Genomic DNA, 23,882 nt, shown 5'->3' with positions numbered 1-23,882 from the left:
CAAGTGGTGATTTTATCGCTTTTGGTGGCGTAAGATTTCGGCGACAGCTTCTAGGTAAATTCCGTTAATTGCTTGTTTCTTTTCAAGATATTCTGCCAATTCGATTTCTTCTGTGGTGTAGGTGGTTTTTTCCTGCTCTGAGATTTCTTCCAAACAGTCCCAGATGGCAGCTATTACAAGCAGCCCTAAGGCAAGCCAAAGATACATATTCATGGTATTCTCCCTATTTCAAATATTGCGTAGTATAATGAGTGAAAGCTCTCAGAATATAATCTGTATAAGCGTGAGCTTCTGGATTGTTTTTCAGGATTTCAGCTTGAATCAAGGCTAAATTCCCCACTTTGTAGAGAATGTCTGTCGCCAGAAGCTCCCTTGCTTGGTTGTCTGCCATGTTTTGGCTGAGCTTTCTTGCGACCTCCATTTGATATGGACTGGCGATGGTTTGAAGTGCTTGGACTTCTTTATTGCGACGAATAGAAGGTGTGAGTGACATAAGCATTCTCCTTTGATATAATTTTAGTAAGTTAGCTAACTTATGGTTAAAGTTTATCAAAGTTAAAATGCCAAATGTTGCCAAAATCTATGTCAAAATCTTGCCAATTTCGGAGGTGTTTATGTTTACAATCCCAGACTTATTTTCCATTGTTTTGAAAAATGCCAACAAAACGGTCTGGTCTGACCGCAAGAAAGTGAGTGTTGGCTTAGCAGTTGTTCTTCATGAGGATTCACTAGCATATCTATCTGACACAACCTTCAATAAATTATTCACAGGGCAAAATAAAGGACGAACCCTTTACGGAATCGTCCAAGATGAGATAGATGAAGCAGGTTTTTCAGCTTACATTTTCAAAACTGAAAAGAGATTAAGCGATACCAACTACCGAGAAAATAAGTTTGAATTACAGAAAGCGCAAGAAGACTTCTTTGATTTGTTAGAGCAAGCACAAAATTTACCAAAATCCATTCTTTTAGGTTTGAAGCAATCTTTCCAGCTCAACCATGCCGAGCGACCTTATTTGTTTTTAGCAGAATGTTTGTTTTACGTCTTGGCTTACCAGCACAACAAACACCAAGGATATATCGAACTGGATTTCAGCCGAGAAACGGAAGTGGTCTCCCGCCCTTTGGAAGAGTTAGTTTCAAAAGCAACAGGCTATTCCAAGCGAATCAAGCAAGAACTAAACCGCTTTTCAGAAGATGAACTGAATCTGTTTAAGCGAATCGCCCCTTATACTTTTTATGATGAATCCTTTGACGAGCTTTCAGGGGAATATATCTTGGATTATTACCTGATTTCTCACGCCGATTTTCTGGATTTATTCACAAAATATGGTGTAAAAGGAAACGACATTTCAAGACTGAAAGAATACGGCTTGATTTCTGGCGGTGGCAGACATGAAATGATTGTAGAAAAAGGTGAACTGTCTGGTTTCCAGAATGACAACCTAGTCCTAACGTTCTCCACTGATTCTGATGAAAGAATAACTTTTGAATACAGTGCTTTTCACCTAACAGATACCGCCAAAGCTTTGATTGAGATTTTGGAGATTGGGACGGATGATGAGTTTTTTAGGGAGTTGGGGGAAAGGTTCATAGATAACAAAACAAAAGATATCATAATCAATTTCATCACATTATAGCTATTTTATGGATTGATTATTTACAACATTGTTGCTAAAATATAAATTAGAATGTTGCGGGAGGTATTATCATGGGAACTGCTGTAATTCATAGACCTTATTTTCTTCCGTGGTTAGGATATTTTACTAAGCTTGTTCATGCTGATACATTTATAGTTCAAGATAATTTCATTTTTACGAAGAGACTATTTATAGACAGGGCAAGAATAACCAACTCTAATGGTCAACCATCATTTATATCACTAAAGACAGGAGAAAACTACAATAAACTTTGCAATCAAATATATTTTAACGCTAGTAATATATTTAAGATAATCGAAACAGTAAGGCACGCTTATGTAAAAGCACCTTACTTTGAAGAATTTTTTGAAGTATTTTCAGAATTATTGATTTCTTCGGCAGACAAATCCACTAATCTTGCCGAATTTGATATAGAGCTGATTGAAGGATTGTTAAATATTTTAGACACACACAAGCCCAATATAATAATGAGCAGCGATATTATATCTGACAATGAATCCCCGCATACAGAGAAAATAATAGAGCTATGTAGGAAAACTCACAATAACACTATAATTATAGGTGGAGGCGGGGGTCTTACGGAGTTTGAAGAACAGAGACTGCTTGACTCTGGCATTAGTATTTTAATTCAAGATTTTAAGCGAATACACCCAAAATACTATCAATACAGGAGGTCTATCGAGGGATTCATACCGTGTCAGTCTGTTATAGATTGTATTTTTAATGAGGGAATAGATTTTACTAAAAAAATTATAGAAGACACTAAATATTTACCTGAAATTTACAAGAGGAGTTTAAGATGAAAATAATAAAAAGACACACAGAAAACAAAAAGGGAGAAAAGTTATGTGCTCATTTTTTTCTTCCGAAAAATAACAATGGCGCGAAAACCAAATTTCCGCTAGTTGTTATGCTTACGGGTGATGGACCTAGTGGCTCTAAGAGTTTAAGCTGGACAAAAATCCCTCCTCTGTTGAGCGAAAAAGGGATAGCCTCTCTAACCTTTGACTTTTCTGGATTAGGGGATAGTGAGGGCAGTAGAAAGGAGTTGACTTTAGAAAAAGGGATTGACGACTTCAAGGCTGTTATTAAACTAATTGACGAGATAGATGCAGTAGATACTGACAGAATAGGCGTATTTTCTTCCAGTTTTGGTTCAAGCGTCGTTATTGCTTCAAAAGAATTTCGAGACATAAAAGCGCATGGCTTCAAGTCACCGTGCACTTTCCTGCCAGATGCTTATTTGAATGAGATTTCCGAGGAAGCGGCAAAAAATTGGAAGACATCAGGCTACTGCTCTGAAAATGGATACAATATAAACGTTTTATATAATCCAATGAACTATAATATATATAGGGAATCTTCAGATATATCCTCTTCTTGTCTCATAACGCATGGGCTAGATGATGAGATTGTTCCTTTTCGGCAATCTCAATTGCTACAATCGCAATTACTGACTTCTTCGAATGATGTTGAATTAGTATTGATTGAAAATTGCGACCATGGATATACCCAAGACGGAAAATGGGAATATATGGCTAATCTTTTTGTTGATTTTTTTGTAAACAAACTATAGTTTATCTTTATCTAGCAAATATAGTCGGAGTGGGTTGTGAAAAAAATTAGAAAAATCATAGAATTTTTAGTAGGGTATTTTACTATTTTTGTAATTTTCATAATAATGGTTTATGATATGACAAATAATTTCATGCTTAAATCATTGCCTGATATAGAGGTGGCATACCCTGCCATCTCCTCTGTTCTTCTTGTTTCAGTATCTACTATTTTAATCCTTTACCAGTTTGAAAATAGGGAGAAATTGGAAAAAATAGAGGAGTTGCCTAAGGATATAAGTAGTATCGTAGGGAATTCCGGGAGCGTTAAATTCTTTAAAAACATTGATGAAGTCGATAATTACATTGCTAAACGAATATCGCAGGCTAAGGAAAGTGTTTGTGACCTTAACTGGCAAGATTTTACGACAACAAATCCTATACCAAGAAATGAGGCTAAGAAAAAACATGTAAGCAATCAGATCGATAAGGAAATCAGAAAATTCTGCAACCATAAAAAAGATATAAGAGAGTATAAAGAAATATTTACTTTTAGCTATGAGCGCAATATTGATAAAATGCTTGACCATATAAACTACGGTTCTGTTTATTCGTGTAGATACTTTGATAATAAGGAAGAAAAAACAAAATTTCCAAAGATTCAATTTGTAATAATTGATGATGAAGAGGTTATTTTTGTCTCATCATCTTATGCACCCCACCTATATTCTTTGAAAGGAAAGGAATTAGTGGGGGTATTTAGAAAATATTTTGAACAAGCGTGGCTGTTGGCTATAGAATTAAAGTCGGATAACAATCTGAATAAGGACAATATAGACTATATAGAATCCACTTACAGACAATAAGAGACTGGATAAGGCGTATGAACTCAGATTTACAGCCAAAACATTGAAATGGTAATTATAAAACTTCAACAATATGCTATAATTAAGAAAAGAACAAGGAAATAATTATGGGATACACTAAGCAGCAAGTTTCGAACTATATTAACAGTAAAATTCTATTCAGATTCCAAGTCAACGCTAACTTTATTATAGATTATGGTAATACTAAGACTTATACATTTGATGAATTCGAAAAAATTACACAACGAAATTTGGCATATTGGGAGAGCATTGGGAAGAATAACCCTTTTAAAACGCACTGGGATAATCTAAACTCAACCATAAAACGAGTACGAGAATATTTTTCGAATTTAGAAAGTCTCGATATAGATTCTATCAATAGTTTCTTAACAAATAATGTAAACTATAGTTATGAGACGATTTCAACGGGTGAAAGAATATACCTGCTATCTATTGCGTCTCCTATTAGCGAAGATGGCGAGATTAGAAAAATTAGGGACTTTTTTCGTTATTATTTAGAAAAAACAACCGATTATCAAACGGAAGCGTTAAACTCCTATATATACCTCTATAAAAACAATCATAGTGTTGGTCAATATCTATCTTATGCGGAAAAATATCGCTACTATCCTGCGCTTTACCATTTCAAAAAAGAGTTTTCTAATATTCGTGAAGACGTATCAAACTTCACTCAAACGGTAGTTAATCCCGTTACGGAGCAACTAAATCAACTATCGAGTGAAGCGAACGAAAAATATAGTGAAATTGTTAAGTTTTCAGAAGAACAATACAGTAAAATTAAACAAGAAGTTGATGCTAAGTCTTTAGAGTTAATAGAGTTTCAAGATAAACTCAATGCTTGGCAAGCAGATAAGCAGGCAAAACTCAGCGACCTTGAAGAGACATACAATATAAAACTTTCTTTTGAAGAACCAGAAAAACTGTGGAATAAGCGAGCTAATGAATATAGAACTAAGGCAAAATATTGGTCTATCGGTTTAGGTATTTTTTCGACACTTATGATTATCGCGGCATCAGGTCTAGTGTTTATGCTTTACCAATATCCTATTGGAATAACAAGCAAAATTCCATTTATTTCCCAATCGTTTATCTTTATTTCAGTAATTTCTTTTTTAATTTATATAATTAGAGTCTTAATAAAAATTGTGATGTCCAATCATCATATAGCGACCGAATATGAACAAAAGGCAGCATTAACCAGATTCTATCAATCATTAACATATTCAGGAATAGATATTGATAAAGATGAACGTTTGATAATTGTTAGCGCGCTCTTTAGTAGAGTTGAAACCGGCTTAATTAAAACAGAAGGAGTATCAGATTCTGAGGGACTACTAGCTGCGATTTCGAAAAATATCTCAAAATAAAAGACGGCCACTTTTAGGTCGTCTTTTGAGTTTTTATAAGGCGTATGAACTCAGATTTATAGACTGCTGAGCGTCAGATCACCTAAAGGCTAGCTTTTTTTTGTTTTTTTGTGTAAAATAGAAAGGTAAAAGAGGGAAGCCTCAAAAATAAAAGGAGAATCCATTAAATGGTAAAATTGGTTTTTGCTCGCCACGGTGAGTCTGAATGGAACAAAGCTAACCTTTTCACTGGTTGGGCTGACGTTGATTTGTCTGAAAAAGGAACACAACAAGCGATTGACGCTGGCAAATTGATTAAAGAAGCAGGTATTGAGTTTGATGTAGCTTATACTTCTGTATTGAAACGTGCTATCAAAACGACAAACTTGGCTCTTGAAGCAGCTGACCAACTGTGGGTTCCAGTTGAAAAATCATGGCGCTTGAACGAACGTCACTACGGTGGTTTGACTGGTAAAAACAAGGCAGAAGCAGCAGAACAATACGGTGATGAGCAAGTTCACATCTGGCGTCGTTCTTACGATACCTTGCCACCAGCAATGGCTAAAGATGATGAGTATTCAGCACATACTGACCGTCGTTACGCTCTTTTGGATGATTCAGTAGTTCCAGATGCAGAAAACTTGAAAGTAACCTTGGAACGCGCGCTTCCTTTCTGGGAAGACAAGATTGCTCCTGCTCTTAAATCAGGTCAAGATGTTTTTGTTGGTGCCCATGGTAACTCTATCCGTGCCCTTGTAAAACACATCAAACAATTGTCAGATGATGAAATCATGGATGTGGAAATTCCAAACTTCCCACCACTTGTTTTCGAATTTGACGAAAAATTAAACCTTACTGCTGAGTACTACCTTGGTGGTGAATAATATGCTGTTCAACTAGCCTATCATGGGCTAGTTTTTTCGTACCACCGAAAGTGTCGGTTCATGTTATAATGAAGCTAGTAAAGAAAAAGGAGACGACAATGGCAAGTAAAAAAATGTTACACGCCTGCTTGCGTGTTGAAAATTTGGAAGCATCTCAGAAGTTCTATGAAGAAGGGTTTGGCTTTAAGGAAACCCGCCGTAAGGACTATCCAGAACACAAGTTTACCTTGGTCTACTTGGCGCTCCCTGGTGATGAATTTGAAATTGAGTTGACCTATAACTACGATCACGGCCCTTATATCGTAGGCGATGGTTTTTCTCATCTAGCCCTTTCTTCTGATGATTTGGAAGGTGATAACGCTAAGCACAAGGCTATGGGCTATCCAACGACAGACATCAAGGGTCTTCCAGGCAGCCCAGGACGCTATTATTTTGTGACAGACCCAGATGGCTATCGGGTTGAAGTGATTCGGGCAGATTAGTGGAGGCAAAAACAGAAAAAGGCTCAGAACCAATTCTTTGTAAGAAACATGGTTCTGAGCCTTTTGAGTGTGGTGTAGGATTTTATTTTTTATAAAGTTCTTGATTCTTCAAAACGACTTCGCTGACAGGAGCAAATTTTTTCAATTGTTTGAGTTCCTGAGGATTGGATACCAGAGTAATGACAATTCCTTCATTTCCCATACGGCCAGTTCGACCAGCACGGTGAGTGTAGGCTTCCTTATCGAAGGGAACTTCATAGTTGAGGACATATTCCAAGTGTTCAATATCAATGCCACGCGCTACCAAGTCTGTTGCTAAAAGCAGGGGGATTTCCCTGTTTTTAAATCGTTCAATGATGACTTTGCGGAATTTGACATTGACATCTGATGCTAGGGAAACAACGGTGGCTTGGTTGTATAGGAGCCGTTCTTCTGCTGCACCTAGGTCGGATAGGCTGTTGAAAAAGACCAGGGCACGAAAATCCTCGATATTAGCAAACTTGCGAAGAATGTCTAAACGACTGCGTTTATCCACCATCATGTAATAGTGCTGAATGGTGGACAAGTCTTGGTCAGAAAGGTCCAGAGTTAAAAGGTCAGCAGGAAGTTTGGAACGGTCAAACTTGGCGGTAGCACTCATGTAAATCAATTGATGGTCGCGTGGGGCGTAGTGACAGATTCTCTCTACAAACTGGTACTGAGAATCACTGAGCAACTGATCGAACTCATCCAAAATAATGGTATGAACAGCCATCATTTTGATTTTTTTTAGTTTGATGAGTTCAAAGATACGGCCAGGAGTGCCAATGAGGACTTCTGGACCTTTTTTGAGCCGTTCAATTTGTCGCTTTTGACTAGAGCCTGATAGAAAGAGTTGGGTAGTAAGACCGAGCGGCTCTGCCCAAGTTTTACAAACCTCAAAAATCTGTCCTGCCAGTTCCGTGTTAGGCGCTAGGATAAGAAGTTGTTGCGCTTTCTTGGGTTTTAATTGCAGCAGGCTCGGCAATAGATAAGCCAAGGTTTTTCCAGTTCCTGTCGGGCTGATGGCCAATAGACTCTTGCCCGAACAGATGGGTTCAAAGACCTTTTCTTGAATAGGAGTGAAGTGGCTGAAGCCAGTCTGGGACCATTGGTCTTGCCAAGGAGTGGGTAAATTAGTTAACATCTAAATCCGCCTTAAATTGTATCTGCGCATCTTGGCGCATAGTGTAAAGTGTATCGTGGACAGCTTGGGCAGCAATCAGCCAGTCTGTGGCTAGTTCTAGGTCTTTCCTTTCAATAGCCTGGGCGAAGTGTTGCGCTTCTGTTAGCATGGTATCAACTTCAAAGTCAATCGCCAGTTCGGTCACTTGTCCGTCATTGGAACAAAAAACAGCTGACTGAATATGCTGGCAGGCATTGAGAGTGAGAGTTCCTTGGTCGGTATAAATTTCACTAGGGAAGTAGCTGGTCATGTTTTTACCAGCCTCTATGGTAACATAAAAACCATCATAGAAGAGTTGACCGCTTCCTCTCAGGTCAACGGAACTTGGCAGTTGACTGGCCTTGTAGGTGGCTGTTTGAGGCTTACCAAAGAGAGTAACAGCAGCATAAACGGGGTAGATGCCTAAGTCCATCAAGGCTCCGCCTGAAAAGTCTGCAGAAAAGACGTTTGGAGTCTGTCCGGCAAGCAATTCGGGCATCTTGGATGAATACTTGGCATAGCCAAAGTAAGCTCCCAAGATAGTTTTGTCTGTTAAAAAGTTACGGATCTGTTGGAAGGCAGGTTCGTGGTGGTTACGGGCGGCTTCAAAAACCAATACCTGATGCTTGGCGGCGGTGTCTTTTAGGATATGCAATTCAGCAGGGGTTGAAACCATCGGTTTTTCTACGATAGCATGTTTGCCGGCTTCCAGTACCGCCTTTGCCTGGTGAAAGTGCAGTGAATTTGGGCTGGCAATGTAGATAACGTCTAAGTCGGAAGCTAGGAAATCTGCCCAGTCTGTAAAAAGCGACAGGTTCCCATAGCTCTTTGCGAAGGCTTCTGCCTTATCCAAACTACGGGAAAAAACAGCGGAAAGTTGATAGCCTTGACTTTCATGAGCGGCAGTGACAAAGTTATGTGTGATGGCGCTGGTGCCAATAATGCCTAGTTTTAACATATTTTTTCCCTTCTTATTGTGTTATTCTTTTCATTATATCATTTTTCATGATAAAATAGTATTGAAAAAAGAAGGAGATGATGATGTCACAAAAACCAATTATTATTGGCGTAACGGGTGGCTCAGGCGGAGGCAAGACTAGTGTCTCTCGTGCTATCCTAAATAGCTTTCCTGATGCTCGCATTTCGATGATTGAACATGACTCTTATTATAAGAATCAGTCCCATTTAACCTTCGAAGAGCGAATCAAGACCAATTACGACCATCCACTGGCTTTTGACACAGATTTGATGATCTATCATATCAACGAGTTGCTTAAAGGCCGCGCAGTGGAAATACCGATTTATGATTACACCCAGCACACCCGTTCAGACAGGACTTACCGTCAGGAGCCACAGGATGTGTTCATTGTGGAGGGGATTCTAGTCTTAGAAGACAAGCGCCTCCGTGATCTAATGGATATCAAACTTTTTGTGGACACGGATGACGACATCCGGATTATTCGACGGATAAAAAGGGATATGGAAGAACGTGGTCGGAGCTTGGATAGTATCATTGAGCAATATACCTCAGTGGTAAAACCGATGTATCATCAGTTTATCGAGCCAACGAAACGCTACGCCGATGTGGTCATTCCCGAAGGTGTGTCCAATGTCGTGGCTATTGACTTGATTACTACTAAGGTGGAGAGTATATTAAGAGAGCGTGGTTAAGATGCCGAAGCAAAGAATTTTACCTCATATCATTTTAGGAATTATGGTTGCAAGCGATAGCGATATCACAGGCAAGCAGGTCACGGACTATGTCCAAAGAGAAATCAGCGAATTTTGGCAAGTGGCCCACAGTCAGGTCTATCCGGAGTTAAAGAGGATGGTGGCTGACGGCTGGCTAACCTGTTACCCTGTGCCAGGAAATGACAAGGAAAAACGTTATAGTTTGACCGATGCAGGACGTGCAGAGTTGGAGGACTGGCTGGCGATTCCTCATAGAGAAACTCCTTTGCAAAAAGATATTTTCTCTCTGAAGATGTTCTTTATCCAAAGCAAGCAAGATGATCGGATTCCAATCTTGCTGGAAGGTCAAATTGATCTTTTGAAGAAGCATTTGCGTCACTTAGAAAGCCGCAAAGAAGAGCTGTTTCCTTCTAAGGAAAAGGTTCAGGCCAACTACGGTCATTACTTGATTTTAAACCGGGCCATTGTCCGCAATCGAGCGCAGTTAAACTGGCTAGAAGAAACCTTGGCAGACTACTAAGATTCAGTTTTTGCTGAATCTTTTTTTGAGGCAAAATTGTCTGACAATTCACGCATTACAGAAAATTCTTGACACATCATAAAAAAAGGGGTACAATAGGGTCAATCTATCTCAAGGAGAAGTCAAATGGCGAACCTTTATACACAAAACTTGTTGTTGAGGTGCAAGGGCTAGTGCTAGAAGCATTAGTCCTGTTTGGCTTACCAAGCGGGAAAGAACATCTCGCTTGGTTCAAGTGAGATGTTTTTATTTTTTATGCGAGTTTACGGCCGCAGATGAAAGGTAAGGAGAAAAGTCTATGCGTACAGTTGAGTTTCTAGATACCAGCCTTCGGGATGGCGAGCAGACACCGGGTATTCATTTTTCAATCAAGGAAAAAGTAGCCATTGCCAAGCAATTGGAGAAGTGGGGGATTTCCGCTATTGAAGCAGGTTTCCCTGCTGCAAGTCCAGACTCATTTGCGGCGGTTCAGGCTATTGCTAAAACGATGACCAAAACGGCGGTCACAGGTCTAGCCCGCTCTGTCAAGTCAGATATCGATGCCTGCTATGAAGCCTTGAAGGATGCCAAGTTCCCTCAGATTCATGTCTTTATCGCAACCAGTCCCATCCACCGGGAGTTCAAACTCAACAAGACCAAGCAAGAAATCTTGGAGGCTATCAAAGAGCATGTTTCCTACGCTCGCTCCAAGTTTGAAGTAGTTGAATTTTCACCTGAGGATGCGACTCGGACAGAATTGGATTTTCTGCTAGAAGTTGTTCAGACAGCAGTTGATGCGGGAGCCAGCTACATTAACATTCCAGATACAGTCGGCTTTACCACTCCAGAAGAGTACGGCTATATTTTTCGCTACTTGATTGAACATGTTCAGTCCGACCGCGAGATTCGCTTTAGCCCGCATTGCCACAACGACCTTGGTATGGCGGTTGCCAACACCCTGTCTGCTATCAAAAATGGGGCAGGCCGTGTGGAAGGAACGGTCAACGGAATCGGTGAACGGGCTGGCAATGCCGCCCTAGAAGAAGTGGCCGTAGCTCTCAACATCCGTTCTGACTTTTATGATATTGAAAGCCCAATTGTACTCAGCGAAACAGTGAACACTTCCCAAATGATTTCACGCTTTTCAGGGTTGCCCATTCCCAAAAACAAGGCAGTCGTGGGGGGCAATGCCTTCTCTCATGAGTCGGGTATCCATCAGGATGGAGTTCTCAAAAATCCTCTTACCTATGAAATTATCACACCAGAGCTGGTCGGTTTTGCCTCCAATTCACTGCCTCTGGGGAAACTTTCAGGTCGCCATGCCTTTGTTGAAAAGTTGAAGGAGCTGCAACTAGACTTTGACGAGTCAGAAATCAAGACCCTTTTTGCCAAATTCAAAGTTTTGGCAGATAAGAAAAAGCAGATTACAGACGCAGATATTCGAGCGCTAGTTGTTGGGGTGACGGTTGAAAATGTTGAAGGATTCCACTTTGCCGATCTCAAGTTGGTTTCCAACACTGACGAAAGCATTTCGGCGACGGTCAGCATGGTCAATCAGGAAGATGAGAGGGTTGATTTGCTGGCAGATGGCAAGGGTTCTGTCGAAGCCATCTTCAATGCGATTGATCAATTCTTCAATCATGCTGTACGACTGGATGCCTTTACCATTGATGCGATTACAGAAGGCATTGATGCCCAAGCGGCAGTGAATGTGTCGGTGGAAAATGTAGATACCGATACGATCTTTAATGCAACCGGTATTGACTTTGATGTTTTGAAAGCAGCGGCCATTGCCTATATCAATGCCAATATCATGGTTCAAAAGGAAAATGAAGGCGGGTTTGCTAAACCTCTTTCTGCTAAAGAATTGCCAAGATAGGAGAAACTATGACCAAGAAAATTCTTGCCCTTGCTGGTGACGGTATCGGCCCAGAAATTATGGCTGCTGGTCTTGCAGTCTTGGCCAGCCTTGCTCCGAAAATTGGCTTTGATTATCAAGTGGAAGAAGAAGCTTTTGGAGGAGCAGCCATTGATCAAGTTGGACATCCTCTCCCTGACAAAACGCTGGTTGCGGCTAAGCAGGCAGATGCGATTCTTCTTGCTGCTATTGGCAGTCCCCAGTATGATCAAGCGCCTATTCGTCCTGAGCAGGGGCTCTTAGCCCTGCGTAAGGAACTGGGGCTCTTTGCCAATATTCGGCCTGTTAAGATTTTTGGCTCCCTTTCTCACCTCTCTCCTTTAAAACCAGAGCGTATTGCTGGTGTAGATTTCCTAGTTGTGAGAGAATTAACAGGAGGAATCTATTTTGGCGAACATCATCTTGAAACGGAATTTGCCCGGGATGTGAATGAGTACAGCCGAGCTGAAATTGATCGCATCTTGCGGACAGCCTTTGAGGAAGCTAGAAAACGCAAGAAGAAGGTTACCAGCATTGACAAGCAAAATGTTTTGGCGACTTCTAAACTCTGGCGTCAGGTTGCAGATCAGGTAGCAGAAGACTATCCAGATGTAGTCCTAGAACACCAGTTGGTGGACAGTGCAGCCATGTTGATGATTACCAATCCCGCCAAGTTTGATGTTATCGTGACAGAAAATCTCTTTGGGGATATTCTGTCAGACGAGGCCAGTGTTCTTTCGGGAACTCTGGGTGTTATGCCGTCGGCTTCCCATGCGGTAGACGGCCCTAGCCTTTATGAACCGATTCATGGTTCCGCTCCAGACATTGCAGGAAAGGGCATTGCCAATCCTGTCAGCATGATTCTATCTGTTGCGATGATGCTACGTGATTCCTTTGGCCTAAGCGAAGGGGCTGACCGCATTGAAGCGGCGGTAGAAGCAGCCTTTTTGGCAGGCGTATTGACACAAGATTTAGGAGGAAACGCCTCAACCCAAGAAATGCTTGAGGCTATTATCAATCATTTATGACAGTACAACAACTCATCAGTCTCGCTCTCTTAATTTGGAACCTAGTCGTCTTTGTTATCTATGGATTGGACAAGGGCAAGGCCAGAAAACAGGCCTATCGGATTCCAGAGAAGACCCTGATGGCCATGGCTATTTTCTTTGGTGGACTGGGAGCCTGGGCGGGAGGGCATTTCTTCCACCACAAGACTCAAAAACTCTACTTCAAGCTGGCTTGGTTGCTGGGCCTCGCGGTGGATATTTTGGTTATTTACTATCTGTGGAGGTAGCTGATGGCAGGACAATCGATTTTTGATAAACTGTGGGACCGCCATGTCGTGACGGGTACACTAGGCCAGCCCCAGCTCATGTATGTGGACCAGCATTATATCCATGAGGTGACCAGTCCCCAGGCCTTTCAAGGTCTCAAAGACAATGGGCGCAAGGTTCGCAGACCCGATTTGACCTATGGAACCTTTGACCACAATGTCCCGACGGTGGATATTTTTGACATTCGGGATGCCATTTCCAAGGCTCAGATGGATAAGTTGGCTGAAAATGTCCTAGCATTTGGCATTGACCATGCCGCCCATGGGTCGGAGAAACAGGGCATTGTCCACATGATTGGACCTGAAACAGGCCGAACCCAGCCTGGGAAATTCATCGTCTGTGGTGATAGCCATACGGCCACCCACGGGGCTTTTGGTGCCCTGGCTTTTGGCATTGGCACCTCTGAGGTGGAACATGTTTTCGCCACCCAGACCATCTGGCAGGTCAAGCCCAAGAAACTCTTGATTCGCTTTGTTGGTAGTCCGCCCAAGGGCGTCTATGCCAAGGATTATATTTTAGCCCTCATTGCCCAACACGGGGTGGCTTTGGGAGTTGGCTATGCAGCCGAATTTGTGGGAGAGGCAGTAGATGCCCTCAGCATGGAAGAACGCATGACCATTTGCAATATGTCTATCGAATTTGGCTCTAAAATCGGCATCATGAACCCAGATCAGACCACCTTTGATTATCTGAAAGATAAGGCCTGTGTGCCTAAGGATTTTGAGGCGGCAGTAGCGGATTGGAAGACCTTGGTCTCGGATGCGGATGCCACCTATGACAAGGTGATTACCCTGGATGTGTCGGACCTGGCACCCATGGTGACTTGGGGAACCAACCCTTCGATGGGCGTATCTTTTGACCAAGCCTTTCCAGCCATCAGGGATATGAATGATGAACGGGCCTATGCTTATATGGACTTGCAGCCTGGGCAAAAACCAGCTGATATTGAGCTGGGCTATGTCTTCATCGGCTCCTGTACCAATGCCAGACTCAGCGATTTGAAACTGGCCGCTAGCTTTGTAAAAGGCAAGAAAATTGCCCCAAATCTGACCGCTATTGTAGTGCCGGGTTCACGACCGGTCAAGCGGGCGGCGGAAAGCCTCGGGCTGGACAAGATCTTCATGGAGGCCGGCTTTGAATGGCGGGATCCAGGATGCTCCATGTGCCTGGGGATGAACCCAGATAAGGTACCAGAGGGTGTCCACTGTGCCTCCACCAGCAATCGGAACTTTGAAGACCGCCAAGGCTTCGGGGCCAAAACCCACCTCTGTAGCCCAGCCATGGCAGCAGCGGCGGCCATTCATGGTCGCTTTGTGGATGTGAGAGAATGGGTAGAAGGGATGTGATGGGCATGGAAAAATTTACAGTCTATACTGGAACGACCGTTCCCCTTATGAACGACAATATCGATACAGACCAGATTTTGCCCAAGCAATTCCTCAAACTCATCGATAAAAAGGGCTTTGGCAAGTACCTCATGTACGCCTGGCGTTACTCAGACCATCTCTATACTGAAAATCCAGATTTTATCTTCAATAAAGAGGAGTACCGTAAGGCCACAATCTTAATCACCGGAGATAATTTTGGGGCTGGTTCTTCCCGAGAACATGCCGCCTGGGCTCTAGCGGACTATGGTTTTAAGGTGGTCATTGCAGGTTCCTTTGGTGATATTCACTACAACAACGAACTCAACAACGGCATGTTGCCTATTGTCCAACCGCTGGAAGTACGGCAAAAGCTGGCCCAGCTGGCTCCGACAGATGAGATTACTGTTGATTTGTTCAAGCAGCAGATTGTCAGCCCAGTTGGAACCTTTGACTTTGACATTGATGGCGACTGGAAGCACAAGCTCCTCAATGGCTTAGATGACATCGGCATCACCCTCCAATATGAGGACTTGATTGCAGCATACGAAAAAAATCGTCCAGCCTATTGGCAGGAATAAGCGAGAACCGAAAGGCCTTGTGTCTTTCGGTTTTTTACTGGCTTGATTTATGCTATAATGGTTCCATGACACATTCAGAAAAAAAATCAAACTACCAGCTCTTGCTGGCCCAGCTGGAGGCCCTCTTAGAGGGTGAATCCAATGTCCTGGCCAATCTAGCCAACGCTTCAGCCCTGCTCAACCAAGCCTTGCCGAATTCGGTCTTTACAGGCTTTTACCTCTTTGATGGAGAGGAATTGATTTTGGGGCCTTTTCAGGGCGGGGTTTCCTGCGTTCATATTGCCCTAGGTAAGGGTGTCTGTGGAGAATCTGCCCAGACCCCAAAAACCATCATCGTGGACGATGTGACCAGCCATACCAATTATATTTCCTGCGATGCGGCGGCCATGTCAGAAATCGTAGTACCAATGATGAAAGACGGTCAACTCTTGGGCGTTTTGGATCTGGATTCCCGCTTGCAAGCCGATTATGATGCCATTGACCAAGAGTATCTGGAACAGTTTGTTGCCCTTTTGGTTGAAAAAACTGACTGGAATTTTGCTATGTTTGGAGAGAAAGACTAATGTACCAAGCCCTTTATCGCAAGTACCGTAGCCAGACTTTTGAGGAAATGGTGGGCCAAGAGGTGGTCGCCACCACCCTTCGTCAGGCCATTGAGCAGGGAAAAATCAGCCATGCCTATCTGTTCTCAGGGCCAAGGGGAACGGGGAAAACCTCTGCTGCCAAGATCTTTGCCAAGGCCATGAACTGCCCCAATCAAGTGGGTGGGGAGCCTTGTAATGATTGCTATATCTGTCGCGCCATCACAGAAGGTAGTTTAGAAGATGTCATCGAGATTGACGCGGCTTCGAACAACGGAGTTGATGAAATCCGTGACATCAGAGATAAGTCTACCTATGCGCCTAGCCTGGCTCAGTATAAGGTCTATATCATTGATGAGGTTCACATGCTGTCCATGGGGGCTTTCAATGCCCTCTTGAAGACTCTAGAAGAACCGACGGAGAATGTAGTTTTTATCTTGGCGACAACGGAACTCCACAAGATTCCAGCCACCATTCTCTCACGGGTGCAGCGCTTTGAATTCAAGTCCATCAAGGTTCAGGACATTGAGCGCCATCTTTCGTCCATTCTGGACAAGGAAGGTGTCCGATATAATCCGCAAGCCGTCAGTATGATTGCCAGACGGGCCGAAGGAGGGATGCGGGACGCTCTTTCCATCTTGGATCAGGCCCTCAGTCTAACGGCTGAAAATCAGTTGACTCTGGAAACGGCAGAAGAGATTACAGGCTCCATCAGTCTGCGGGCTTTGGATGATTATGTGGCCTTTATCCGTCAGGGAGATGTTCCCCAGGCCCTTCAACAGCTCCAAATCATCTTTGACAACGGTAAGAGCATGCACCGTTTTGCGACAGACCTGCTCTACTATCTAAGGGATCTGCTCATTGTGCAGACAGGCGGAGAAAATACCCATGTCAGCCCAGTTTTTGAGGAAAATCTAGCCTTTTCCAGAGAGCAAATCTTTGCCATGATTGAGCGCGTGACGACGGGGCTGCAGGATATCAAGTCCAGCCCCCAGCCCAAAATTTATGCGGAGATGATGACCATCCGGCTGGCAGATGCCCCTGAAAGCTCAAGTATTGCAAGCAAGCTGCCGCCCAATCTCCTAGCAGAGATTACCCAGCTCAAGAGTCAGGTGGCCCAGCTTCAAGAACAGCTGGCCCAAGGCGGCCCTGCCAAAGGTTTTGAGGCTAAGCCTGTATCGCGCCAGCCCCAACAGCCTAAGAAGTATCGACTTGATACCAATCGGGTCCACACCATCCTCCAAGAGGCCATGGAAAATCCCCATCAGGCCAGAGAAAATCTAACCCGCCTGCAAAATGCCTGGGGCGAAGTCATCGAAAGCCTGTCGGGTGCTGACAAGGCCCTGCTCAGCGGCTCTCAGCCTGTGGCGGCCAATGAAAACCATGCCATCTTGGCCTTTGATTCACCCTTTAATGCCGAGCAGACCATGAAGCGGGACAATCTCAATATCCTCTTTGGCAATATTCTCAGCCAGGCCGCTGGTTTTTCACCCCAAATTCTGGCTATTGCTCAGGAAGATTGGGTTCACATCCGAGCAGAATTTTCAGCCAAGGCCAAGGGCCAGAAAATACCGGAATCAGAGCCAGCAGAGGAGTCACCTCTTCCAGAAGGTTTTCAATTTTTAGCCCAACAGGTGACAGTAATTGATGATTAAGCTATAAAAATGCTCTGCGAAGTTTTTGACCTGTCTTGATAAGATAAGAGCCTTCCTAGCAATGTGTTGAAAGCAAAGATAGGATTCTTATCTCAAACCGTTAAGAACTTTCCGAGTAGTATAAAATCCCCTTTCTGTTGTGATGAAAGGGGATTGGTTTTTGAAGATGGGTTTAGGCGTACTTTCCAGAGAAACTGTGCTATACTGGTAGTATGAAATTGTCACCATTTTTGATGCTGGCCCTGACGACAGCAATCGCAACCTATTTTATGAATGACTCTATCTTGGCGGGCGATTATTTTTTTGCAGGAATTTTTGGTCTAATTGTCCTGCGTAACCTTCATTTTAGCTATCAAATTACCAAGGTTATCCGTTTTTTTAATAAACCTACCAAGAAGTAAGGCTGATCTCTCCGCTGGAGAGCGTTTTTGCCCTGCCATCTTTGAGTTCTAAGACTAGATTTCCAGTATCAGTCACGGCCACTGCTGTGCCACGGTACTCCACTTGATTTTCCACGAAGCTCACTTGTTTGCCAACGACAAGTGATTTTTCTTTATAGAGGGCGCGGAGTTCCATCTCATCCGTCTGAAGGAAACAGTTCCAAATCTCTGCAATCAATTGGTTGCGGCTGATGGTCGGACGGCCCTCAAAAAGATTGCCTGCGCTTGCCTGCAATTCTTCGGGAAAATAGTCGATATGGAAATTGATACCAATGCCAATGACAACATCAAGAACAGTCTGGGTTTCCATGGAGGAAATGGCTTCTGTCAGGATACCAGCTACTTTTTTCTGATTGAGATAGATATCGTTAACCCATTTGATTTCGACATCCAGATTTGTGAGATTTTGGATAGCCTTGACCACAGCTGCTGCGGCCATGATGGTATAAGGTTTGAACTCTAAAAAAGGTGCGTTAGGAGAGAGGCGTAAAGACATATAGATGCCTCCGTCCCGAGAGGCGTAAAATGGTCTACCAAACCGTCCTTTGGCTTTGTTTTGATAAGGGGAAAGGTAGAGGGCAGGACTCGGGTGCCCCAGTTCAATTCCTTGCTTGGCATCCAGCTGAGTGGAGTCGCTGTCAACTTTTAAAAAGACAGGCAGACCGATTTCCTGTTCCAGTTGTTTCGGCAGCAACAGATCACCCTTGACTAGTTTGTAGCCTTTGTGGCGGGCAGCCTCAATGACTAGGCCATGTGCTTCAAGCTGGCGAATAGCCTTCCATACGGAGGTGCGAGAAATGCCCAACTCCTGTGCCAAGTCTTCTCCGCTGATATAATCATCACGTTCTTCCAGAAGAAGATAAATTTTTTCATAGGTTTTCATACCTTCATTATAGCAAAAAAAGTGTTAAAAAGTGGTATAATGAACTGAGAAATAAGGAGGAATTATGACTACAATTGACTACATTGTGACCTTGACCCAAACGCCTTCACCGACAGGCTTCACCACAGGTATCATGAATTACATCAAAAATGAAGTAGAGGCCATGGGCTATGAGGCCATAAAAACACCCAAAGGAGGCATCCTGGTTTCCCTTAAGGGGAAAAATGACCGCCAACACCGAATTGTAACTGCTCACCTAGACACACTGGGTGCCATGGTTCGGGCAATAAAACCAGATGGCCGCATCAAAATGGACTTGGTGGGTGGATTTGGCTACCCTTCTATTGAGGGCGAAAACTGTCTTATTCACTGCGCTAAAAATGGCAAGACTTTCACAGGGACGATTCTCATGCATCAGACCTCTGTCCATGTCTACCGAGATGCCAGTACAGCCGAGCGTAACCAGACCAATATGGAAATCCGACTGGATGAGAAGGTGAGAACAGCAGAAGAAACACGCGCCTTGGGGATTGAAGTTGGTGATTTTATCTCATTTGACCCTCGCACCATCATCACAGATACCGGTTTTATCAAGAGCCGCCACTTGGACGATAAGGTGTCAGCTGCTATCCTGATGCACTTGCTCAAGACCTACCAGCAGGAGGGAGTTGTCCTGCCCTATACCACGCATTTTTACTTCTCAAACAATGAAGAAATTGGCTACGGAGCTAATTCTAGCCTACCTGAGCAGGTTGTAGAATATTTGGCCGTGGATATGGGAGCTATGGGAGATGATCAACAGACAGATGAATACACGGTTTCTATCTGTGTCAAGGATGGCTCTGGCCCTTACCATTACGAACTTCGCCAACACTTGGTCGCTCTAGCAAACCAGCATGACATTCCCTATAAACTGGACATTTATCCCTACTATGGTTCGGATGCTTCTGCTGCTATGAGAGCTGGAGCAGATGTCAAACATGCTTTGTTGGGAGCAGGCATTGAATCCAGTCATTCGTATGAGCGAACCCATATCGACTCGGTTGTTGCCACGGAGAAGATGGTAGACGTCTATCTCAAGTCCGAAATGATTGACTAGAAAGTGAGATACCATGAGAGAAGAACGCTTTTTGCTCCTTTTCAATGAATTGGAAAAGATTTTGAGGAAGGAGTGCCGCATCAAGGATGACCAGTATGAGGACATGGCCACTCTGTTAAGCAAGGCCAAGGAGGCTTCCCATCACAATCCTGTTCGCAGTCACTGGGATAACCTCTATGTTGCCCGACACCTGCGCAATCTCATGGTTCATGAGCGCCGTCAAAACCTCACTTCTGTTGCGGAACCCTCTGAACAATTGCTTGCTGTACTGGAAGAGGTCATCAGCCAGTATCAGGATCCTATGACCATCATCAGCTACCTTGCGGCTAAGCAAGTTCCAAGACCAACCTGCTTCATGGAAACAGACCCATTGACTCAGGCCCTGAGCCTTGTCCATCACAAGCGGTATTCCCAGTTTCCTATCTTTTCACCAACAGGCTATCTGGGCATGGTCTCTGAAAATGGGATTGCTCATTGGCTGGCCAAAACCCTAGAAGAAGACGATACTATCTTAGACCTCCTGAAAGCTGTTCAGCTCAAGGATATTCTAGCTCTGGAGGAGGATCGCGATCAAGTGGTAAAAATCCATAAGGAAGCGAGTCTTTACCAGCTTGTATCCCTGTTTGAACGAGCAAATGTCACCACCGTTCTGGTCTGCAATCATCCCAACTGCAAACTCATTAGCCCACAAGACCTGACCGGTATCATCACCGGCTACGATCTGGCAGAAATTTATCGAGAGATTGAGTGAGGGGGAGAAGAGGATAGGGTTGGAAAAGTAGTTTAATGAAAAGGCTCTTTGAGTCTTTTTTTCTCTCAAAAGAAATAGTATAATAGTAAAAAAGAAAACGAGGTGAGTCATGTCAACAACACGATTAGCTTGGGATGAGTATTTTGGAGCGCAGGCGCTTTTGATTGCCAATCGGGCGACCTGTAAGCGGGCCAAGGTGGGGGCTGTCCTAGTCAAGGACAACAAGGTCATTGCGACGGGTTACAATGGATCGGTTTCTGGGACGGAACACTGTCTGGATCAGGAGTGTTTGATGATTGACGGCCATTGCGCCAGAACCCTGCATGCCGAGGTTAATGCTATTTTACAAGGGGCGGAACGGGGCATTCCTAAGGGCTTTACAGCCTATGTGACCCATTTTCCTTGCCTGACCTGCTCCAAGCAGCTGCTTCAGGTGGGTTGCAAGCGCGTGGTCTACATTACCCCTTACCGCATGGATGACTATGCCCAATACCTTTACAAGGAAAAGGAATGTGAGTTGGTTCATCTGCCTTTGGAGGTTGTCAAACAGGCTATTGCAGACGCGGAGTTTATTTAAAAATAAAGAATAAAGGCAGCTCAATCAAACTGCCTTTATTTTTGTATCTATCAATTTCCCGCTTCCCATTTTTGGAAGGTGCTTTCCCATTTTTCATTGACGGAGCTTGCATCTACTTGGCTGACTGCGCCCAACATTTCGTCAGAAATAGAGATTGACTGGTCTTTGTTGACATCTAGCACAAGGTAGATGTCACGTAATTCTCCCCAAGTCATACCTGCTAAATCAACAGCGCCTTCTTCGCCTCCAACTGCTTCAAGATAATAGATATACAAAACGAGCAAGCTTTTGTTAATGTCCTCTTTCTCTTGTGCAGCAGTCAACTCCATTTCCAACGGGTAGAAAAAGTCTTCATAATTGTTGTGGTAAGTTGCTTGAGCGTAATATTGATAACTGTCGACAATTGGCACCCGAAGATGAAGGTAAACTTTGTTGTCTTCGAGTTTTGAAAAAACAACCTCGTACGCTGCGGATTCTTGGAGTGAGTTGATGTTGACTTTTAAAGCCTTTGGTCCAACTTCGGATAGCCTATAAGTGGTACCTTGGTAGGTCATTTTATAATTTAAATCAGCTTTCATGTCCTTTATGAAGAAAGAAAATAGTTTTTCATAGACATCTTTCTCTGAGGAAACACCATAGGCTTTTCGGGTAGCTTGCAGGGTGTTATTGGAAATATAAAATTCATCTACAATAGAAAGGGCATTTAGGATGGCTTTTTCTTTTATTCCTGCCTTGTATTCCTGAAGCTGGTCGTAGGCTTCTTTTCTTTCTGTATCATCAACGACAAGTTCGCCAGAAGATGCCAGACTGCCGTCTAGTGTTTGCTTGCGATAGGTCTTAGAGTAGGCAGCAGTATTTTCCGTTACATCTATTTCTTTTGTAACAGGCGAAGTGGCACACGCACTCATAGTAGCTAGGGCTAGGATGAAACAACTAGATAAGATGGTTTTTTTCATTACAATGTCTCCTTTTTCTTATTATATCATTTTTTGAGGAAGTGGAGTATAGTATAGTATAGTATAGTCTGTGAATGATGTGACAGTTCATTTTTGATTTTCACTGCAGTTTTTACCAACTTGTGGTACAATAGAGGAGTTATTAAGTCCCGAAAAGGCGACTGAAAGAGTGCTTTGAACGGTGTCCTTGACGTTTCCCGAATCGCTCCTTTCAGTCGGTGCTTTGTAACCTTGGTAACAATTTATTTTAAGGGGGACATTTTTATGTCAGAACGTAAACTTTTCACGTCTGAGTCGGTTTCGGAGGGGCATCCGGATAAGATTGCGGACCAGATTTCCGATGCGATTTTGGATGCCATTTTGGCCCAGGATCCGGAGGCCCATGTGGCAGCTGAAACGGCTGTTTATACCGGAAGCGTCCATGTTTTTGGAGAGATTTCAACCACAGCCTATGTGGACATTAACCGTGTGGTGCGCGATACCATTGCGGAGATTGGCTACACCAAGGGCGAATACGGTTTTGCGGCAGAATCTGTCGGGGTTCATCCGTCACTGGTTGAGCAGTCACCAGATATTGCCCAAGGGGTCAATGAAGCCTTAGAAGCGCGTGAGGATGCCAGTCAAGATCCGCTGGATTTGATTGGTGCAGGTGACCAGGGGCTCATGTTTGGTTTTGCGGTGGATGAAACGCCTGAACTCATGCCACTGCCTATCTCGCTTAGCCATAAGCTGGTGAAAAAATTGGCTGATTTGCGCAAATCTGGCGCCATTTCTTACCTACGTCCAGATGCCAAGTCACAGGTGACCGTCGAGTACGATGAGAATGGAAGACCAGCGCGAGTGGATACGGTTGTCATTTCAACCCAGCATGATCCAGATGCGACTAATGAGCAAATCCATCAAGATGTGATTGAAAAAGTCGTCAAGGCAGTCATTCCTGCTGAATATCTGGATGAAAAAACCAAGTATTTCATCAATCCGACCGGTCGCTTTGTCATCGGTGGCCCGCAAGGGGATTCGGGCTTGACAGGTCGTAAAATTATCGTCGATACCTATGGCGGCTATGCCCGTCATGGTGGCGGTGCCTTCTCTGGTAAGGATGCGACCAAGGTAGACCGCTCCGCCTCCTATGCAGCCCGCTATATCGCTAAAAATATTGTAGCAGCAGGTTTAGCTAGCAAGGCAGAGGTGCAGTTAGCCTACGCCATCGGCGTGGCCCATCCAGTGTCCGTACGGGTGGATACCTTTGGTACCAATACAGTCTCTGAGGGCAAGATTGAAGCGGCTGTCCGCCAGATTTTTGACCTTCGGCCAGCAGGCATTATCCAAATGCTGGACCTCAATCGCCCGATTTACAGACAAACTGCGGCCTATGGCCACATGGGCCGGACCGACATTGATTTGCCTTGGGAAAAACTGGACAAGGTAGAGGCTTTGAAAGAAGCGACCAAATAAGATTGTCAGGACATCGTTCCAGCCTTGCTGGGGCGGTGTTTTTTTACAAAAAGAACCCCATTATCTTTGTTCAAAAATTCTGGGGCGGGCCCATCTGATTTCTGTTATACTGTCTATGAGAG

At 43.7% G+C, this 23,882-nt stretch carries 27 protein-coding genes; 21 read left to right on the top strand and 6 right to left on the bottom strand.

The features are described 5' to 3' along the window. Positions 1-12: 12 nt before the first annotated feature. Complete coding sequence (locus INT76_RS03585) at positions 13-213, bottom strand: hypothetical protein (protein WP_124776787.1); 201 nt, start codon at positions 211-213, stop codon at positions 13-15. Positions 214-223: 10 nt separating this feature from the next. Then, positions 224-493 (bottom strand): hypothetical protein, encoded by a 270-nt coding sequence (locus INT76_RS03580; protein ID WP_024413593.1) that lies wholly within the window; start codon positions 491-493, stop codon positions 224-226. Positions 494-614: 121 nt separating this feature from the next. Here INT76_RS03580 and INT76_RS03575 point away from each other — a divergent pair, with 121 nt between their 5' ends. From INT76_RS03575 to gloA, 7 genes are all read left to right on the top strand, one after another. Beyond that, the gene (locus INT76_RS03575) at positions 615-1,640 is read left to right on the top strand and encodes a hypothetical protein (RefSeq protein WP_212572276.1); all 1,026 of its coding nucleotides are present in this window, start codon (positions 615-617) and stop codon (positions 1,638-1,640) included. A gap of 71 nt (positions 1,641-1,711) precedes the next feature. Next, positions 1,712-2,464 carry a WbqC family protein gene (locus INT76_RS03570; protein ID WP_212572274.1) on the top strand — a complete coding sequence of 251 codons (753 nt, stop codon included), beginning with the start codon at positions 1,712-1,714 and terminating at the stop codon, positions 2,462-2,464. After that, the gene (locus INT76_RS03565) at positions 2,461-3,237 is read left to right on the top strand and encodes an alpha/beta hydrolase (RefSeq protein WP_212572272.1); all 777 of its coding nucleotides are present in this window, start codon (positions 2,461-2,463) and stop codon (positions 3,235-3,237) included. The genes INT76_RS03570 and INT76_RS03565 overlap by 4 nt, the downstream gene beginning before the upstream one ends. Positions 3,238-3,273: 36 nt before the next feature. Continuing rightward, positions 3,274-4,080, top strand: coding sequence for a hypothetical protein (locus INT76_RS03560; protein ID WP_212572270.1), 807 nt, complete (start codon positions 3,274-3,276; stop codon positions 4,078-4,080). Between the two features lie 107 nt (positions 4,081-4,187). Beyond that, a complete protein-coding gene (locus INT76_RS03555) occupies positions 4,188-5,468 on the top strand; it encodes a DUF6161 domain-containing protein (protein ID WP_212572268.1) in 1,281 nt (426 codons plus the stop codon). Positions 5,469-5,635: 167 nt separating this feature from the next. After that, positions 5,636-6,331 carry a phosphoglycerate mutase gene (locus INT76_RS03550; protein WP_212572266.1) on the top strand — a complete coding sequence of 232 codons (696 nt, stop codon included), beginning with the start codon at positions 5,636-5,638 and terminating at the stop codon, positions 6,329-6,331. A gap of 98 nt (positions 6,332-6,429) precedes the next feature. After that, positions 6,430-6,813, top strand: coding sequence for a lactoylglutathione lyase (gloA, locus tag INT76_RS03545; RefSeq protein WP_024416389.1), 384 nt, complete (start codon positions 6,430-6,432; stop codon positions 6,811-6,813). 82 nt (positions 6,814-6,895) lie between these two features. Here gloA and INT76_RS03540 read toward each other — a convergent pair whose 3' ends face one another. Both INT76_RS03540 and INT76_RS03535 read right to left on the bottom strand, forming a co-directional pair. Continuing rightward, positions 6,896-7,978 carry a DEAD/DEAH box helicase gene (locus INT76_RS03540; RefSeq protein WP_212572264.1) on the bottom strand — a complete coding sequence of 361 codons (1,083 nt, stop codon included), beginning with the start codon at positions 7,976-7,978 and terminating at the stop codon, positions 6,896-6,898. Beyond that, on the bottom strand, positions 7,968-8,954 hold the full coding sequence (locus INT76_RS03535; protein WP_212572262.1) for a Gfo/Idh/MocA family protein: 987 nt from the start codon (positions 8,952-8,954) through the stop codon (positions 7,968-7,970). The genes INT76_RS03540 and INT76_RS03535 overlap by 11 nt, the downstream gene beginning before the upstream one ends. Positions 8,955-9,037: 83 nt before the next feature. Between INT76_RS03535 and udk the strand changes: the two genes are divergently transcribed. The 10 genes from udk (at position 9,038) to INT76_RS03485 (ending at position 18,000) form a co-directional block, all read left to right on the top strand. Then, entirely contained in the window at positions 9,038-9,667 is a 630-nt protein-coding gene (gene udk / locus INT76_RS03530) for a uridine kinase (protein ID WP_212572260.1), read from the top strand. A 1-nt stretch (position 9,668) separates the two neighbouring features. Further along, entirely contained in the window at positions 9,669-10,208 is a 540-nt protein-coding gene (locus INT76_RS03525) for a PadR family transcriptional regulator (RefSeq protein ID WP_212572258.1), read from the top strand. Positions 10,209-10,506: 298 nt separating this feature from the next. Further along, positions 10,507-12,066 carry a 2-isopropylmalate synthase gene (locus INT76_RS03520; RefSeq protein WP_212572256.1) on the top strand — a complete coding sequence of 520 codons (1,560 nt, stop codon included), beginning with the start codon at positions 10,507-10,509 and terminating at the stop codon, positions 12,064-12,066. Positions 12,067-12,074: 8 nt separating this feature from the next. Then, on the top strand, positions 12,075-13,112 hold the full coding sequence (leuB, locus tag INT76_RS03515) for a 3-isopropylmalate dehydrogenase (protein WP_212572254.1): 1,038 nt from the start codon (positions 12,075-12,077) through the stop codon (positions 13,110-13,112). After that, the gene (locus tag INT76_RS03510; protein ID WP_212572252.1) at positions 13,109-13,378 is read left to right on the top strand and encodes a DUF1294 domain-containing protein; all 270 of its coding nucleotides are present in this window, start codon (positions 13,109-13,111) and stop codon (positions 13,376-13,378) included. Before leuB ends, INT76_RS03510 begins: the two co-directional genes overlap by 4 nt. Positions 13,379-13,381: 3 nt before the next feature. Then, positions 13,382-14,764 (top strand): 3-isopropylmalate dehydratase large subunit, encoded by a 1,383-nt coding sequence (gene leuC / locus INT76_RS03505; protein ID WP_212572250.1) that lies wholly within the window; start codon positions 13,382-13,384, stop codon positions 14,762-14,764. 5 nt (positions 14,765-14,769) lie between these two features. Beyond that, positions 14,770-15,363, top strand: coding sequence for a 3-isopropylmalate dehydratase small subunit (gene leuD, locus INT76_RS03500; RefSeq protein ID WP_212572248.1), 594 nt, complete (start codon positions 14,770-14,772; stop codon positions 15,361-15,363). A 65-nt stretch (positions 15,364-15,428) separates the two neighbouring features. Further along, entirely contained in the window at positions 15,429-15,926 is a 498-nt protein-coding gene (locus tag INT76_RS03495; protein ID WP_212572246.1) for a GAF domain-containing protein, read from the top strand. Then, positions 15,926-17,599 carry a DNA polymerase III subunit gamma/tau gene (gene dnaX, locus INT76_RS03490; RefSeq protein ID WP_212572245.1) on the top strand — a complete coding sequence of 558 codons (1,674 nt, stop codon included), beginning with the start codon at positions 15,926-15,928 and terminating at the stop codon, positions 17,597-17,599. The genes INT76_RS03495 and dnaX overlap by 1 nt, the downstream gene beginning before the upstream one ends. A 212-nt stretch (positions 17,600-17,811) precedes the next feature. Further along, positions 17,812-18,000, top strand: coding sequence for a DUF3272 family protein (locus tag INT76_RS03485; RefSeq protein WP_212572243.1), 189 nt, complete (start codon positions 17,812-17,814; stop codon positions 17,998-18,000). Here INT76_RS03485 and birA read toward each other — a convergent pair. Continuing rightward, positions 17,987-18,922: a bifunctional biotin--[acetyl-CoA-carboxylase] ligase/biotin operon repressor BirA gene (gene birA / locus INT76_RS03480; RefSeq protein WP_212572235.1), complete on the bottom strand. Its 936-nt coding sequence runs from the start codon at positions 18,920-18,922 to the stop codon at positions 17,987-17,989. The genes INT76_RS03485 and birA overlap by 14 nt on opposite strands. A gap of 64 nt (positions 18,923-18,986) precedes the next feature. Here birA and INT76_RS03475 point away from each other — a divergent pair, with 64 nt between their 5' ends. The 3 genes from INT76_RS03475 (at position 18,987) to INT76_RS03465 (ending at position 21,349) form a co-directional block, all read left to right on the top strand. Next, the gene (locus INT76_RS03475; RefSeq protein ID WP_212572233.1) at positions 18,987-20,021 is read left to right on the top strand and encodes a M42 family metallopeptidase; all 1,035 of its coding nucleotides are present in this window, start codon (positions 18,987-18,989) and stop codon (positions 20,019-20,021) included. Positions 20,022-20,034: 13 nt separating this feature from the next. Continuing rightward, the gene (locus INT76_RS03470; RefSeq protein WP_212572231.1) at positions 20,035-20,772 is read left to right on the top strand and encodes a CBS domain-containing protein; all 738 of its coding nucleotides are present in this window, start codon (positions 20,035-20,037) and stop codon (positions 20,770-20,772) included. Positions 20,773-20,881: 109 nt separating this feature from the next. Continuing rightward, positions 20,882-21,349, top strand: coding sequence for a deoxycytidylate deaminase (locus tag INT76_RS03465; RefSeq protein ID WP_212572229.1), 468 nt, complete (start codon positions 20,882-20,884; stop codon positions 21,347-21,349). Between the two features lie 50 nt (positions 21,350-21,399). Here INT76_RS03465 and INT76_RS03460 read toward each other — a convergent pair whose 3' ends face one another. Beyond that, positions 21,400-22,305, bottom strand: coding sequence for a hypothetical protein (locus INT76_RS03460; RefSeq protein WP_212572227.1), 906 nt, complete (start codon positions 22,303-22,305; stop codon positions 21,400-21,402). 264 nt (positions 22,306-22,569) lie between these two features. On the opposite strand from INT76_RS03460, the gene metK reads away from it, so the two are divergent. Continuing rightward, positions 22,570-23,760, top strand: coding sequence for a methionine adenosyltransferase (gene metK / locus INT76_RS03455; protein WP_212572225.1), 1,191 nt, complete (start codon positions 22,570-22,572; stop codon positions 23,758-23,760). The last annotated feature ends 122 nt before the right edge of the window (positions 23,761-23,882 follow it).

Source organism: Streptococcus oriscaviae, from assembly GCF_018137985.1.
GTDB classification, from domain to species: domain Bacteria; phylum Bacillota; class Bacilli; order Lactobacillales; family Streptococcaceae; genus Streptococcus; species Streptococcus oriscaviae.
The sequence above is the reverse complement of the archived record's forward strand: the minus strand, read 5'-3'. Positions and strand labels throughout refer to the sequence as shown.